Raw genomic sequence first — 12,651 nt, 5'->3', positions numbered from 1 at the left:
CCGCCCCGGCGGCTGCCCCTCCGAGGAGGAACTGCCGCCGGGTGGGGCGAGTCGCCGGCCGCGTTGCGCGCGCGGTGTGATCGCTGCGCGCGGTCATCAGTGGCCCTGGTCCGAATCGTGCTCGCCGTGGTCGTCGTGATCGGACTCGTAATGCTCCTGTGCGCCGGTGAAGTCCTTCACGTCCGCAGCGAACGACATGGTCGACTCGTCCGAGAACGTCAGCGTGAACCGCACCTCCTGGCCGGCCTCGAGCGGTGCGGTCAGCCCCATCAGCATGAGGTGATCGCCGCCGGGCTCGAGCGCGAGGGTGCCGCCGGCGGGGATGACCAGCCCGCCCTGCACCTGCCGCATGGTGGTGCCGCCGCTGGCCGAGTCGGCGACGGTCTCGTGCAGTTCGATGCGCTGGGCGGCGTCGGAGCGCGCCGAGACCAGCGTGATCTCTCGGTCGGTGGGGTTCGACAGGATGCCGAAACCGGCGGTCATGCCGTCGGCGGCCGACTTGACCCACGCGTCCTCGATGGTCACTGCCTGCCCGGCTGTGTCGGAGCCGTGCAGGGCGGACGCGCTCGGGTTCGGCGCTGCGGTCGAGGGGGCGCAGCCGGTGAGCACGAGCAGCGCGGCGGCGAGGACGAGGGCCGGGCGGGTGAATCGACGGTCGGTGGTGTGCATGGTGATGCCTTTCAGATCTGTTCTCGCCGTGCGCGCACGACGAAGCACGCCCGCCTCGGTGGCGGGTGCGCGGTCCGCGCGCAGGCGCGGACGGCGTCATCCGGATGAACGACGCCTCTCAGATGCGGGAAGGCAGCGGGGGTCCCCGACGAGGCCGGAGACGGATGAGGCGGATGCCCGTGTCGAGCGCTCCGTCATCCGCGGCGCGCAGGGGGAAGCGCAGACCGGGCCGGGGCGTCACCGCGGGCAGACGCCCGACGAGGGCGGAGACGAGCCAGGTCGTCAGCCGTCCGGCGAGCCGTCCGAGCCCCGTCAGCAGCACTTCACCGCGGTGCAGTGCCGCCGTGGTCAGGAGAGCGGCGAGCACGTGACCGAGCCACATCCCCGCGGCCGGGGCCGCGATGCTCGCCTCACCGCCGGGCAGCGCCGCCGGCAGCCCGTGCTGGTGCACGGCGAGGCCGCCGACGGGGGTGAAGGAGCCCAGGACGAACAGCTCGTGGAACAGGAACTGACTGGCCGAGACGGCGAGCAGCAGCCGTGCCGGCGAGAGTCGTCGTCCGGCGAGCAGCACGCTGATCATGCTCGACAGCACCAGCGGCACGACGACTCCGAGGACGCCGGGCATCGCTCCCCCGGCCGAGACGTGACCGAGCAGTGCGGTGAAGGTGGCCACCAGCGCCGACGATGTTCCGCGCAGCAGCTGCGGAAGTCTCGAGGAGCGCATGCCTCAATCCTGCCATGTCCGCCCCGCCGGGCCGCGGGTGAAGACGCCGATGGCCCCGGGATCCGATCCCGGGGCCATCGTGCGTGTGCTGGACGCTCTTCGCGACTAGAGAGCCTCGACGATGGCGCGCATCAGGTCGGCGGTCTCGGACGGGGTCTTGCCCACCTTGACGCCGGCGGCCTCGAGGGCCTCCTTCTTGGCCTGCGCGGTTCCCGCCGAGCCCGAGACGATGGCGCCGGCGTGGCCCATCGTCTTGCCCTCGGGAGCGGTGAAGCCCGCGACGTAGCCGACGACCGGCTTGGTGACGTTGGCCTTGATGTAGTCGGCCGCACGCTCCTCGGCGTCGCCGCCGATCTCGCCGATCATGACGATGGCCTTGGTCTCGGGGTCGGCCTCGAACGCGGCGAGCGCGTCGATGTGCGTGGTGCCGATGACCGGGTCGCCGCCGATGCCGATGGCGGTCGAGAAGCCCAGGTCGCGCAGCTCGAACATCATCTGGTAGGTCAGCGTGCCCGACTTCGACACCAGGCCGATCGGGCCCTTGCCGGTGATGTTCGCCGGGGTGATCCCGACCAGCGACTCGTCCGGGGTGATGATGCCGGGGCAGTTCGGGCCGATGATGCGGGTCTTGTTGCCCTTCTCGGTGGCATACGCCCACGCCTCGGCGCAGTCGCCGACGGGCACGCCCTCGGTGATGACGACGAGCAGCGGGATCTCGGCGTCGATGGCCTCGATCATCGCGTCCTTCGTGAAGGCGCCGGGGACGAAGGCGATCGACACGTCGGCGCCGGTCTCCTTCATGGCCTCGGCGACCGAGCCGAAGACGGGGAGCTCGACGGCGTTGCCGTCCTTGTCGGTGTGCGAGACGGTGGTGCCGGCCTTGCGGGCGTTGACGCCGCCGACGACCTGGGTGCCGGCCTTGAGCATCAGCGCGGTGTGCTTGGTGCCCTCGCCGCCGGTGATGCCCTGGACGATGACCTTGGAGTCCTTGTTGAGGTAGATCGACATGTTCTGTTCCTTAAATCCTGTCGAAGCGTCAGGCGTTGGCGAGCTCGGCGGCCTTGTCGGCGCCCTCGTCCATCGTCGCGGCCAGGGTCACGAGCGGGTGCGCGTAGTCGGCGAGGATCGCACGACCCTCGTCCACGCGGTTGCCGTCCAGGCGGACGACGAGCGGCTTGGAGGCCGTGTCGCCCAGCGTCTCCAGGGCACCCTTGATGCCGTTGGCGACGGCGTCGCACGCCGTGATGCCGCCGAACACGTTGACGAACACGCTCTTGACCTGCGGGTCGCCGAGGATGACGTCGAGACCGGCGGCCATGACCTCGGCCGAGGCGCCGCCGCCGATGTCGAGGAAGTTGGCGGGCTTCACGCCGTTGTGGTTCTCTCCGGCGTAGGCGACCACGTCGAGCGTCGACATGACCAGACCCGCGCCGTTGCCGATGATGCCGACCTCGCCGTCGAGCTTGACGTAGTTGAGGCCGGACGCCTTGGCCTTGGCCTCGAGCGGGTCGGCGGCGTCCTTGTCCTCGAGCGCCTCGTGCTCGGGGTGGCGGATCTCGGAGGCGTTGTCGTCGAGCGTGACCTTGCCGTCGAGCGCGATGATGTCGCCGTCCTCGGTGCGGACGAGCGGGTTGACCTCGACGAGCGTCGCGTCCTCACCCTTGTAGACGTCGTACAGCTTCACGAACACATCGGAGACCTTCTCGACGAGGTCCTCCGGGAAGTTCGCGGCGCGAGCGATCTCGACCGCCTTCTCCTTGTCGATGCCGGTCAGCGGGTTGACCTCGACGCGGGCGAGGGCCTCGGGCTTCTCGACGGCGAGCTGCTCGATCTCCATGCCGCCCTCGACGGAGCACAGGGAGAGGTAGGAGCGGTTGGCGCGGTCGAGCAGCACGGAGAAGTAGAACTCCTCGGCGATGCGCGCACCCTGCGCGACCATGACGCGCTTGACGACGTGGCCCTTGATGTCGAGCCCGAGGATGGCCTTCGCGGCTTCGTACGCCTCATCGGGGGTCTTGGCGACCTTGACGCCGCCGGCCTTGCCGCGGCCTCCGGTCTTGACCTGGGCCTTGACGACCACGACACCGCCGATCTTCTCGGCAGCCGCCTTCACCTCCTCGGGGGTGTCCGCGACGATGCCGGCGAGGACCGGCACTCCGTACTTCTCGAAAACGTCTCGTGCCTGGTACTCGTACAGATCCACTGTGCTTCCTTCACTGGGCTGCGGTCTGGTCTGGTGATTCTCTCGATGTCGAGACATCGACCAGTCCCCCAGCCTACTACCGCGATCTGGGCGCCCCGTGACGTCGACCGGCGCGCAACAGGACGCCGCGGTCTAGGCTTTCGCCATGCACGAATCCGCAGATCTGAGCACCGGCGTGGTCGCCGCGGCCCTCGAACTCTTCAGCGCTCAGGGCTTCGATCAGACGTCCGTCGAGCAGATCGCGAAGGCCGCGGGCGTCTCGCGGTCGACCTTCTTCCGCCAGTTCGGCGGCAAGGAGGACGTCGTGTTCATCGATCACGAGGCGCTGCTCGATGAGCTGCGGCAGTTCCTGTCCGAATCGCACGACGACCCGTGGGCCGCGGTGTGCGAGGCGTCGGAGCGCGTGTTCACGCACTTCGCCCGGGATCCCGAGCTCGCCCGTCGACGGTACGAGATCGTGCGCGACGTGCCGGTGCTGCGCGATCGCGAGATCGTCACGGTGTTCCGCTACGAGCGGCTGTTCGACGAGTACCTGCGTGACTCCCTGCCGGGCATCGCTCCCATCGACGCGGTCGGGTTCTCGGCCCTGATCACCGCCGTGCACAACCACGTGCTGCGCCAGCTGCTGCGCGGCGGTCGCGTGCAGCTGAGCGTGCTGCGGGACGCCCTCGACGATGTGCGCCGCCGCTATGGCGTGCTGCCCGAGGAGGTCACCCCGGCAGACGACGATGTCGTCGTCGCCGTGTTCCCGCGGTCGATGCCGGTCGCCGAGATCTCACGGCGCGTGCAGGCTCAGCTGTCCTGACGCGGCGGTCGACGTCACTCGTCGCAACCGCACCTGCCCGACGCGTTCTTCACCATGAAGCACACGTCGCACACGCCGTAGTCGCGCTCGGCGAGGTTCGTGGCCTTGGGCGCACGCGGCTCGGGTGCGGGGCGGGATGCCGCACGGGTGCGGGCGGCGGATGCCGGGCGCTTCGCCGCCGAGGTGGCCGGCAGCGCGCTGGGCTGAGTCACGTAGAAGTACGGCGCGCGTCCCTCGCTGGCCAGCAGCGGCAGCACCCGGCCGCCCACGCTCACCTGCTCGTCTTCGGCGAAGCCGTTGATGTACGTCCGGCCGATGTGCAGGGGCGCTTCGGACGTGCGGCGGATCGCCTCGATGTACCTGCCGCGATCGATGTAGCTGCTGATTCCGACGGCTTCGGTCACCGCGGCGATGAACTCGTGATTCTCGACGGGGATCCGGTGCGCGCGCAGCGCCTCCGCGAGAGATCGATACGGACGGGAGGTTCCTGCGGGGGTCGGGCCCTGTACTTCGTTCATTGCTCTCATTCTCTCATCCGCAAGGCCCCCGTGTCGCCGGTCCTCTCGTGCCAGACTCGTCTGATCCGACACGGGAGGACCGGCACATGTACGACATCCCCGCTCCGATGCTCGCCAAAGCGGCGGCATCCATCCCCGACCCGGCGAAGCGCCCGCTGCTGTACGAGCCGAAGTGGGACGGCTTCCGCGGGCTCGTCGCCTGGGACGGCGAGACCCTCGAGATCGGCTCGCGCGGGGCGAAGCCGCTGACCCGCTACTTCCCCGAGCTGGTCGAGCAGCTCGCCGCCATCCTGCCGAGGCCGTGTCTGCTCGACGGCGAGATCGTCGTGGCGACCGGGCCCGCGGGCGCCCAGCGCCTCGATTGGGAGGCGCTCAGCCAGCGCATCCATCCGGCCGCCTCGCGAGTGGCGAAGCTGGCCGCCGAGACCCCCGCGATGTTCATCGCCTTCGATCTGCTCGCCGACGGCGAGGAGGATCTGCAGCAGCATCCGTTCCGCGAGCGGCGGGCGCGACTCGAGCGGATGCTGTCGGATGCCCCGCATCCGCTGCACCTGACCCGCACGACCGACGATCCCGACCTCGCCCGCCGATGGCTGGCGGAGTTCGAGGGCGCGGGCCTGGACGGCGTCGTCGCGAAACCGCTCGACGACCCGTACGCACCCGGCAAGCGCACCCTGATCAAGATCAAGCACGCCCGCAGCGCCGACGTCGTCGCGCTCGGCTACCGCGTGCACAAGAGCGGCTCGGGCGTCGGCTCGCTGCTGGTCGGGCTGTACGACGAGTCAGGCAGCCTGCGTCAGGTCGGCGGCGTCGCCGCCTGGACGGATGCCATGCGCCGGAAGCTCGTCGACGACCTCGCCCCGCTGGTCGTGCGCGACGAGGCGGGCGACGCGGTGACCGGCGAGAGCGAGCGCTCGCGGTTCACGGGCGCGAAGGACATGACGTTCGTGCGGCTGCGTCCCGAGCGCGTGCTCGAGGTGCGCTACGACCAGCTCGAGGGCGACCGGTTCCGGCACACCGTGCAGTTCGAGCGCTGGCGGCCCGACCGCGACGCCCGCTCGTGCACCTACGACCAGCTCGAGACGGTCGCCGGATACGACCTGGCGGACGTGCTCCAGTAGCCGCCGAACTCGCCCGGCTCGGAAGCGACCCCGGCACCAGGACGGCCGCTGTCAGTCGTCGACGCGCTCGCCGTTCTCGTCCCAGTTCTCGGCGACCTTCTTGCTCGGCTGCACGCGCGGCGGCTCGCCCGGCATCTTCGGGAACTCGGGTGGGAACGGCAGCTCGCCGAGCCTATTCTCGACGTCGCGCTCCCACCACGCGAGCAGCGTGTCGATCCGGGCGGGAGAGTCCTGCATGCTCGCCCACGGGTCGCCGATGTCGGCGAGGCGTGCGGGCACGGTGCGCACCGTGAACCGTGACGGGTCGAGGTCGTCGAGCTCGTCCCAGTGGATCGGCGTCGACACGGGCGCGTTGGGCCGGGCCCGCGGGCTGTACGCACCGGCGATGGTGCGGTCGCGATTCGCCTGATTGAAGTCGACGAAGATCCGCTCGCCGCGCTCCTCCTTCCACCAGTTCGTCGTGACCCGATCGGGCATCCGGCGCTCGAGCTCGCGCCCGGCGGCGATCACCGCGTGGCGCACGGTGAGGAACTCCCACTCGGGCACGATCGGGCTGAACACGTGCAGGCCGCGGTTGCCGCTGGTCTTGATGAACGGGTCGAGCCCGGCTTCGCGCAGCACCTCACGCAGTTCGATCGCCGCGGGGACGGCCTGCGCGATCCCCGTGCCGGGCTGCGGGTCGAGGTCGATGCGCAGCTCGACCGGGTTGTCGGTGTTCGCCGCGAGGGATGCCCAGGGGTGGAACACGACGGTGTTCATCTGCACCGCCCACACGATCGCGCTCGGGCGGGTGAGCACGAGCTGCGGATGCCGGCGCCCGCTGTTGTACGTGCACATCACCGACTCGACGTAGTCGGGCGTGCCCTTGGGCGGGTTCTTGGAGAAGAACTGCTCGCCCCGGATGCCGTCGCGGAACCGCTCGAGTGACACCGGTCGATGGCCGGTGGATGTCAGGAACGCCTCCGCCACCTGCTGCACATAGTCGGCGTACTCGGCCTTGGTGATGCCGTCGCCGTCGTCTGTGGGCCAGACCACCTTGTTCGGGCTCGACAGGTCGACCACGCGTTCGCCGTCGGGATCCTGCACGCTCAGCTTCACTCGCTCAGAGGCCATGCTCCGACATTAGAGCGCCGGAGACGTCGAGCACAGGGGCTCGCGACCGGTGTGCGCGGCAGCTGTGCCGTTCGGATCAGTCGTCGTCGCCGATCTCGAGTCCGAGCACCAGCACGGCGCTCAGCGCATCACGCTCGATCGCGATCGACGGACCCGCGATGTCGACCAGCACGCCCGCGAGCCCGGAGTGCTCGCCGAGCACCTTCGCCAGCTGCTCGGGCTGGAACGGCAGCGGCTGTTCCTTGCGGCCGAGGGCCACGACCTCGAGCGGGTGCGAGAACACCTGCAGGAACCGGCGTCCGTCGGTCGCATGGGCTTCGGCGATGCCGACGGGCTGACCGTTCGAGCCGTCGTTGACGGCCACCCAGCAGCGGGTGCCGGCGAGCGCCTCTGCCACTCGGACGGCGCTCTGCTCGTCGCGGGCTGCGGCCAGCGCGCTCTTCACCGCCATGTTCTCGTCCGCCTGCTCGACGGCCTTCTGCAGCAGCTCGGTGGGGAACACCGCACGATGCGGCGCGGAGGAGTTGTCGATGATGATGCCGGTGAATCCGCCGCCGATCACCTGCTGGTAGACCGCTGTCGTCGGCTGGGCGATCGCCGAGGTCGCCGCCGCGTCTTCGGCCCCTTCCAGCGACTGCTGCAGGGCGCGGCCGGAGCTGTAGGCGAGCATGAACGAGCGCTCGCCGTCGCGGACGACCCCGACCGAGAGCGGCTTGCCCGAGCTGATCTGCTCGCGGGCGTCTCCGTGCACACGCAGGTAGAGATGCCCCTGCAGCGACTGTCGCATCACGCCGAGCAGCTGCTCGTTGGTCGCCCCCTCCTGCAGCTCGGCCAGCGCCTCCCGAAGCAGGACGTTGTCGGTGAGTCCGTCGACGGTGTGGGTCTGCTCGGGCGGCATCGCCGGAGCGAGCGGAAGGCGCGGCACCGTCTGCTCGGCGCCGGGGAGATCCTGCTGCTCCCCCGGGAGCCGCTGAGCCGAAGGCGATGAGGGGCGTGCGGGCGCCGGAGCGCTCTCGGACGTGCTCTCGGTCGGCAGACTCACCTCGGGACCGGCGTCGGCGCCGACTCCGCGGAAGGCCTGCACCGAGATGCTGACTTCCGGCACCGGCTCGGCCGCCACCTCGGCCGCCGGCTCGTCGACGGTCTCGGCCTCAGCTGCGGGTGCCACCGGGGCGGTCGGCTGGTCGTCGGACTTCTTGCGGCGGGAGAAGAGGGCCATGTGAGCCAGCCTAACCGCACGGAATGCGCGCGAGCCGCCCGGCGCCACAGGGCTGCCGGATGTCTCAGAGCTTGGTGATCGGTGCGATCTTGATGAGCAGCTTCTTCTGCCCTGCCGAGTCGAAACGCACGTGCGCGATGCGCTTGGCTCCCTCGCCGGTCACCGCCTCGACGCGCCCCTCGCCGAAGTCATCGTGGCGGATCCGGTCGCCCGATGCCAGCTCGAGTTCGCCGTTGTCGCGGACCTTGCCGGTGACCTTGTTCGGGAAGCGGTCCATCGCCGTCGCCAGCGGCTTCAGCGACTCGCTGCGTGCCAGCGGCTGCGGGCTGAATCGGTCACGCCCCTGGCCCGCGCCGCTCGATCCCCAGCCGCCGGCTCGGCGCGCGTTCAACGCGCGCGACTGCGTCCCGCCGCGGGAGTTCACGTCTCCCGGCGACTGGCGCCAGTCGATGAGATCACCGGGGATCTCCTGCAGGAACCGGCTGGGCATGGCGACCGAGACCTCGCCGAACTGCGCGCGGGTCATCGCCAGCGACAGGTGCAGCCGCTTGCGGGCCCTGGTGAGACCGACGTAGAACAGCCGGCGCTCCTCCTGCGGCCCGCCGGGCTCGCCCGCAGAGATCCGGTGCGGGATGAGGTCTTCCTCGACGCCGGTCACGAACACCGCGTCGTACTCCAGCCCCTTGGCGGTGTGCATCGTCATCATCGACACCACCCCCGACTCGTCGTCGAGATCGTCGGCATCCGACACGAGCGCCACTTCGGTGAGGAAGTCCGCGATCGCACCGTCGGGGTTGTTGCGCGCGAAGTCGCGCGCCACGGCGACGAACTCGTCGAGGTTCTCGAGCCGCGCCTCGTCCTGCGGGTCGCGACTGGCGCGCAGCATGTCGAAGTACCCGCTGCCGTTCAGCAGCACGGTGAGCCCCTCGGCGACGGAGCTCGCCGGCGGCACCTCACCCGACGACGGGGTGAGGATCTCGGCCGCCTGGTTCAGCACCGAGTCGAGCTGCATGATCGCGGCCTGGATCTTGGGGCCCACACCCAGCAGCGGGGCATTGCGCAGCGCATCGCGGAAGCTGAGTCCGTGCTCCTCCGCGAAGCGCGCGATCGACGTCTCGGTGACGTCGCCGATGCCGCGCCGGGGCTTGTTCAGGATGCGACGGACGGCCATCTCGTCGGCCGGATTCGCCACGGCGACGAGGTACGCGAGGGCGTCCTTGATCTCGGCGCGCTCGTAGAACTTCGTGCCGCCCATGATCTTGTACGGCACGGCCGAGCGGATGAAGATCTCTTCCAGTGCACGCGACTGCGAGTTGGTGCGGTAGAAGACGGCCATCTCGGAGTACGGGATGCCCGCGCGCCGCAGCGCCTCGACCTCGTCGGCGACGAACTGGGCCTCGTCGTGCTGCGAGTAGCCGGTGAAGCCCACGATCTTCTCGCCGGGTCCGCGGTCGCTCCACAGGTTCTTCGCCTTGCGATCGAAGTTGTTGCCGATCACGGCGTTCGCCGCCGACAGGATGTTCTGCGTCGACCGGTAGTTCTGCTCGAGCAGCACGACCTTCGCTCCGGGGAAGTCGCGCTCGAACTCGCTGATGTTGCGGATGTCGGCGCCGCGGAAGGCGTAGATGGACTGGTCGGAGTCGCCGACCACCGTCAGCGACGCCCCCTCGGCATCAGCTGCCCTCTGGGTCCCTGAGCCTGTCGAAGGGTCCGGCTCGAAGATCATCATGCCGTTCATCGCATATGGTTCGGGTTCCGCTCCCTCGCCCGAGACCGGCCTGGTCAGCTCGTGGATCAGAGCGTACTGCGCGTGGTTGGTGTCCTGGTACTCGTCGACGAGGATGTGCCGGAAGCGACGGCGGTACACGTCGGCGACGTGCGGGAAGGCGCGGAAGAGGTAGACGGTCTGGCCGATGAGGTCGTCGAAGTCGAAGGCGTTCGCCTTCTGCAGTGCCCGCTGGTAGTCGGCGAAGACGTCGGCGAATTTGCGTTCGGCGGGGTCGCTGAGATTCGCCTGACGGGCGAAGCCCTCGGCATCCGTCAGCTCGTTCTTCAGCTTCGAGATGCGCGACTGCACCGATCCGGGAGTCATGCCGAACGCATCGGCGTCGTGGTCCTTCACCAGTCTCTTCAGCAGCGCGCGGGAGTCGCCCGAGTCGTAGATCGTGAACGACTTCGTGAAGCCGAACTGCTCGGCCTCGCGCCGCAGGATCCGCACGCACGCGGAGTGGAAGGTCGAGATCCACATGCCGCGGGCGACGTCGCCCACGAGACCGGTGACGCGCTCGCGCATCTCGGCCGCCGCCTTGTTCGTGAACGTGATCGCGAGGATCTGGCTCGGCCACGCCTCGCGCTGGCGCAGCAGCAGGGCGATCCGCCGGGTCAGCACGCTCGTCTTGCCCGACCCGGCACCGGCGACGATGAGCAGTGCGCTGCCGCGGTGGGTCACCGCCTCGAGCTGCTGCGGATTGAGTCCGGCGAGCAGCTCGTCACGGCCGTCGGAGGGGCGCGGGCCGGAGGATGCGGGGACGATGAGAGGGGCGTCGGTCATGGCACTTCGAGTCTATTCGGGGCATCCGACACCGGGGTACGCTCGGAGCGAGCCGGGAGGACGGTGCCGAGATGATGACCGAGTTGAGCGAGCAGGAGTGTCGCGAGCTGCTCAGGGCGACGACCGTGGGGCGGGTCGGCTTCGTCGCGGATGACCGCGTGCAGATCATCCCCGTGAACTACCTCGTCGACGCCGATGACGTGGTCATCCGGACCGCGCCGACGGGTCTGCTCCGCGCGCTGACCGAGAGCACCCTGCGGGTGGCCTTCGAGGTGGATCACCATGACGATCTCGCCGGCTCGGGCTGGAGCGTGCTGCTGGGCGGGACCGTCTCCGAGATGACGGACGACGAGCTGGCTGCGGTGCCCGGCGCCTCGCGGCGCAGCCCGTGGGCCGAGGGCGACAGATCGCTGCCGCTGCGCTTCTCGCCGAGCTCGATCTCCGGCCGACGCGTGCGCCGGCGCCACTGAGCATCACGGCGCGGCGCCGGCCCTCACGCGATGCGTGTTCCCGGAGGAAGTCGCCGAGCGGGCGTGCGCGTGCGCGACCAGGCGCCGGCGAAGAGACCTCCGGCGATCACCAGCTGGATGCCGAGCCCGACGAACCAGCTCGGCACCGTGCCGCGCATCTGCTCCTCGGGGGTCGGCGAGGCCACCGGTCCGCCGCTCTCGCACGGATCCCAGCGCTGCGGCTCGGGCCGCACCTGCGCCATGCGAACGCCGTACTTCACCTGCCCGAACAGGTCCTGCGGATAGCCGTCGACGAACGGGGTGGGCGTGGCGTCGGCCAGCACGACGAACGGGTTCGCCGCGAGGAAGCCCCAGACCAGGTCGAACCGCGGCTGCTCGTAGCTGTACTCCTGCCACTGGTCGCAGATCGGCTCGCCTGAGTCGTCCCACATGCGCTCCTGCTGCGTGAACTCGGTGCGCAGTGCCGCTCCGCCGAGCCCGAAGGCGATCAGCGTGCCGATCACCAGCGCCGCGACGACGAGGTAGGTGGCGGCGATCGAGAACAGCGGGCGCGCGATGAGCCCGCTCAGCCCCACACCCATCGCGGCCACCACGATGGTCTCGGCCAGCAGCACGAGCAGCGAGACGAAGAACATCCCCGGCGTGACGCCGCCGCCGACCAGCCCGGCGGCGAGGAACGGCACGGCGATGAGCAGGAACGCGCACCCGGTCGCGACGGCGGCCAGCAGCTTGCCCAGCATGATGTCGCCGGTGGTCGCGGCGGTCACCTGGATCGGCGCGAGGGTCGCCGCGTCGCGGTCGCCGTTGATCGCGTTGCCGCTGAGCGTCGGCGACACGAGCACCACGAGCAGCAGCACGAAGTTCACGATGATCGAGAAGACGCCGGCGCCCGGCAGCTCGTTGTTCGAGAAGACCAGGAACGACAGGGCGGTGATGCCCAGCAGCAGCACGGCGAAGATGCCCAGCAGCACGTACCAGCCCACGCTGCGCAGCCGCTGCGTGAGCTCGAGCCGGGCGATGGTGAGGATGCGGGATGCGCTCACGACGCGGCTCCTTCCTGCGGTGCCGCCGGCGGCGGAGGTGGTGCAGGTGCCGGCGCCGGCGGCGATCCCGGATGCCGGAGGGCGAGGAACGACGCTTCCAGGGCACTCTGCGCGGGGCTGTACTCCAGAACCGCCAGACCGGCGGACACGAGGGTGCGCAGCGCGCCGACGGCGGCCGCGTCGTCGGGCACGACGAGCAGGGCGTCGCCGCGGTC

12 protein-coding genes and 1 pseudogene are annotated in these 12,651 nt (G+C 70.0%); 3 read left to right on the top strand and 10 right to left on the bottom strand.

Annotation, left to right across the window (positions count from 1 at the left end; genetic code table 11):
• Nucleotides 1-96: 96 nt before the first annotated feature.
• The 4 genes from RT309_RS09695 to sucC all read right to left on the bottom strand — a co-directional run bounded on the left by RT309_RS09695 (nt 97) and on the right by sucC (nt 3,596).
• On the bottom strand, nt 97-669 hold the full coding sequence (locus RT309_RS09695; RefSeq protein WP_313356664.1) for a copper chaperone PCu(A)C: 573 nt from the start codon (nt 667-669) through the stop codon (nt 97-99).
• A gap of 118 nt (nt 670-787) precedes the next feature.
• Complete coding sequence (locus RT309_RS09690; RefSeq protein ID WP_313356663.1) at nt 788-1,393, bottom strand: hypothetical protein; 606 nt, start codon at nt 1,391-1,393, stop codon at nt 788-790.
• Between the two features lie 105 nt (nt 1,394-1,498).
• Nucleotides 1,499-2,401: a succinate--CoA ligase subunit alpha gene (sucD, locus tag RT309_RS09685; RefSeq protein WP_313356662.1), complete on the bottom strand. Its 903-nt coding sequence runs from the start codon at nt 2,399-2,401 to the stop codon at nt 1,499-1,501.
• A gap of 28 nt (nt 2,402-2,429) precedes the next feature.
• Nucleotides 2,430-3,596, bottom strand: coding sequence for an ADP-forming succinate--CoA ligase subunit beta (gene sucC / locus RT309_RS09680; RefSeq protein ID WP_025103777.1), 1,167 nt, complete (start codon nt 3,594-3,596; stop codon nt 2,430-2,432).
• 145 nt (nt 3,597-3,741) lie between these two features.
• On the opposite strand from sucC, the gene RT309_RS09675 reads away from it, so the two are divergent.
• Entirely contained in the window at nt 3,742-4,401 is a 660-nt protein-coding gene (locus RT309_RS09675; protein WP_313356661.1) for a TetR family transcriptional regulator, read from the top strand.
• A gap of 14 nt (nt 4,402-4,415) precedes the next feature.
• On the opposite strand, the gene RT309_RS09670 is transcribed toward RT309_RS09675, so the two are convergent.
• Complete coding sequence (locus RT309_RS09670) at nt 4,416-4,919, bottom strand: hypothetical protein (protein ID WP_313356660.1); 504 nt, start codon at nt 4,917-4,919, stop codon at nt 4,416-4,418.
• Nucleotides 4,920-5,005: 86 nt separating this feature from the next.
• On the opposite strand from RT309_RS09670, the gene RT309_RS09665 reads away from it, so the two are divergent.
• A complete protein-coding gene (locus RT309_RS09665) occupies nt 5,006-6,040 on the top strand; it encodes an ATP-dependent DNA ligase (RefSeq protein ID WP_313356659.1) in 1,035 nt (344 codons plus the stop codon).
• A gap of 51 nt (nt 6,041-6,091) precedes the next feature.
• Here RT309_RS09665 and ligD read toward each other — a convergent pair whose 3' ends face one another.
• The 3 genes from ligD to RT309_RS09650 form a co-directional block, all read right to left on the bottom strand.
• Nucleotides 6,092-7,153, bottom strand: coding sequence for a non-homologous end-joining DNA ligase (gene ligD / locus RT309_RS09660; RefSeq protein WP_313356658.1), 1,062 nt, complete (start codon nt 7,151-7,153; stop codon nt 6,092-6,094).
• A 76-nt stretch (nt 7,154-7,229) separates the two neighbouring features.
• Nucleotides 7,230-8,372 (bottom strand): SseB family protein, encoded by a 1,143-nt coding sequence (locus RT309_RS09655; RefSeq protein ID WP_313356657.1) that lies wholly within the window; start codon nt 8,370-8,372, stop codon nt 7,230-7,232.
• Between the two features lie 64 nt (nt 8,373-8,436).
• A complete protein-coding gene (locus tag RT309_RS09650) occupies nt 8,437-10,923 on the bottom strand; it encodes a UvrD-helicase domain-containing protein (protein ID WP_313356656.1) in 2,487 nt (828 codons plus the stop codon).
• Nucleotides 10,924-10,994: 71 nt separating this feature from the next.
• Here RT309_RS09650 and RT309_RS09645 point away from each other — a divergent pair, with 71 nt between their 5' ends.
• Nucleotides 10,995-11,393: a pyridoxamine 5'-phosphate oxidase family protein gene (locus RT309_RS09645; protein WP_313356655.1), complete on the top strand. Its 399-nt coding sequence runs from the start codon at nt 10,995-10,997 to the stop codon at nt 11,391-11,393.
• A gap of 23 nt (nt 11,394-11,416) precedes the next feature.
• Here RT309_RS09645 and RT309_RS09640 read toward each other — a convergent pair whose 3' ends face one another.
• Nucleotides 11,417-12,436, bottom strand: a complete 1,020-nt coding sequence (locus RT309_RS09640) for an ABC transporter permease (RefSeq protein ID WP_313356654.1) — start codon at nt 12,434-12,436, stop codon at nt 11,417-11,419.
• Nucleotides 12,433-12,651 (bottom strand): annotated as a pseudogene (locus tag RT309_RS09635) (ABC transporter ATP-binding protein); the annotation flags it as partial. The pseudogene RT309_RS09635 and the gene RT309_RS09640, both read right to left, overlap by 4 nt.

It is taken from the genome of Microbacterium sp. (assembly GCF_032084865.1).
In the GTDB taxonomy this organism is placed as follows: domain Bacteria; phylum Actinomycetota; class Actinomycetes; order Actinomycetales; family Microbacteriaceae; genus Microbacterium.
The sequence above is the reverse complement of the archived record's forward strand: the minus strand, read 5'-3'. Positions and strand labels throughout refer to the sequence as shown.

What these genes read in the sequence shown, in the direction of transcription:
- RT309_RS09695 (WP_313356664.1), bottom strand. Translation starts at nt 669, where the DNA reads ATGCACACCACCGACCGTCGATTCACCCGCCCGGCCCTCGTCCTCGCC.
- RT309_RS09690 (WP_313356663.1), bottom strand. Translation starts at nt 1,393, where the DNA reads ATGCGCTCCTCGAGACTTCCGCAGCTGCTGCGCGGAACATCGTCGGCG.
- sucD (WP_313356662.1), bottom strand. Translation starts at nt 2,401, where the DNA reads ATGTCGATCTACCTCAACAAGGACTCCAAGGTCATCGTCCAGGGCATC.
- RT309_RS09675 (WP_313356661.1), top strand. Translation starts at nt 3,742, where the DNA reads ATGCACGAATCCGCAGATCTGAGCACCGGCGTGGTCGCCGCGGCCCTC.
- RT309_RS09670 (WP_313356660.1), bottom strand. Translation starts at nt 4,919, where the DNA reads ATGAACGAAGTACAGGGCCCGACCCCCGCAGGAACCTCCCGTCCGTAT.
- RT309_RS09665 (WP_313356659.1), top strand. Translation starts at nt 5,006, where the DNA reads ATGTACGACATCCCCGCTCCGATGCTCGCCAAAGCGGCGGCATCCATC.
- ligD (WP_313356658.1), bottom strand. Translation starts at nt 7,153, where the DNA reads ATGGCCTCTGAGCGAGTGAAGCTGAGCGTGCAGGATCCCGACGGCGAA.
- RT309_RS09655 (WP_313356657.1), bottom strand. Translation starts at nt 8,372, where the DNA reads ATGGCCCTCTTCTCCCGCCGCAAGAAGTCCGACGACCAGCCGACCGCC.
- RT309_RS09650 (WP_313356656.1), bottom strand. Translation starts at nt 10,923, where the DNA reads ATGACCGACGCCCCTCTCATCGTCCCCGCATCCTCCGGCCCGCGCCCC.
- RT309_RS09645 (WP_313356655.1), top strand. Translation starts at nt 10,995, where the DNA reads ATGATGACCGAGTTGAGCGAGCAGGAGTGTCGCGAGCTGCTCAGGGCG.